At 53.1% G+C, this 891-nt stretch carries 1 protein-coding gene and 1 pseudogene; both read right to left on the reverse strand.

The genetic code is table 11. From position 1 onward, the window contains the following. Positions 1-20: 20 nt before the first annotated feature. A complete protein-coding gene (locus tag QVO97_RS10655) occupies positions 21-455 on the reverse strand; it encodes a protease complex subunit PrcB family protein (protein WP_022360307.1) in 435 nt (144 codons plus the stop codon). Between the two features lie 55 nt (positions 456-510). Beyond that, positions 511-891, reverse strand: a pseudogene (locus QVO97_RS10660) (ABC transporter ATP-binding protein); the annotation flags it as partial.

An 891-nucleotide genomic window follows, 5' to 3' on the forward strand; every position in this document is an offset into this window, starting at 1 on the left:
CATTCTTGTTTCATAGGAAACTACTGGAATACCACTGGTTCCTCCAGCAGTTCCGTCCGCAGCACAATATACGGATACGACGGCTCTTCCCCGGTCGGCTCGCTTCTCTCCGGTCCTTTTAACTCGGTCTTGACGATGATCGAATTGTCCGTCAGGTACAACTCCGGAACCGTAATGCTGTAACCGCCGGTCTCCTGCTTGCCGTACCCGGCAGCTATGTAGAGGTCATTTCCGCTTGTGTAAGTCAGGCGGAAGGAATCGTTCTTCTTTTCTTCTATGATCTGCGCCAGCTCCTGCGGCGTCTCATCGGGACCTATGACGGCAAATTCCAGATCCCGCAATTTTTCTGCCTGTTTTTCACCGCCGCATGCAACCGCATAGACCCCCGCCAGAAAGATTCCCATCACAGCCATAAGGCTTAGAAGCCATTTTTTCCTGCTTTTCTTACTTTTCATCAAATAAAAAACCTCCCGCTCCCCTGCACGCAGCCACGCGGCAAAATGCTTTGATTTACTGCATTTTATGAAGCGGAAGGTTGTGATATTCAATCTTTTTTCCTTTTTCCCTGGCATACGCCAGCAGCCGGTCGTTCGCCGCCGCCCAGCCCCCATACTGCCTGCGGCACGCAATCACACACTGGCACGCATCCAGACATTCTCTGGCTTCTTGTTCCTTTTCCTCTGATATTTCTTCAAATGCGGGGACTGCAATCAATCTGGACGCCAATGTACAAGCCGCCGGATAATCTAAGTCGGCTTCCGATACGATCCCTGCCGCAAACGTGGTTCCAGCTCTCTGAAGCTGCCAGAAGACAGCGCGCCCGCTTCCTCCTCCTGCCAGCACAAACACCTCTGGTGCCCCCTCCGGACGTGGAAGCTCCATACTGCCGCC

The sequence above is a fragment of the Clostridium sp. CAG:43 genome, assembly GCF_000434655.1.
Lineage (GTDB): Bacteria > Bacillota > Clostridia > Lachnospirales > Lachnospiraceae > Otoolea > Otoolea fessa.

Excerpts from the sequence above, each read along its gene's own strand:
- QVO97_RS10655 (WP_022360307.1), bottom strand. The coding sequence starts at position 455 with ATGAAAAGTAAGAAAAGCAGGAAAAAATGGCTTCTAAGCCTTATGGCT.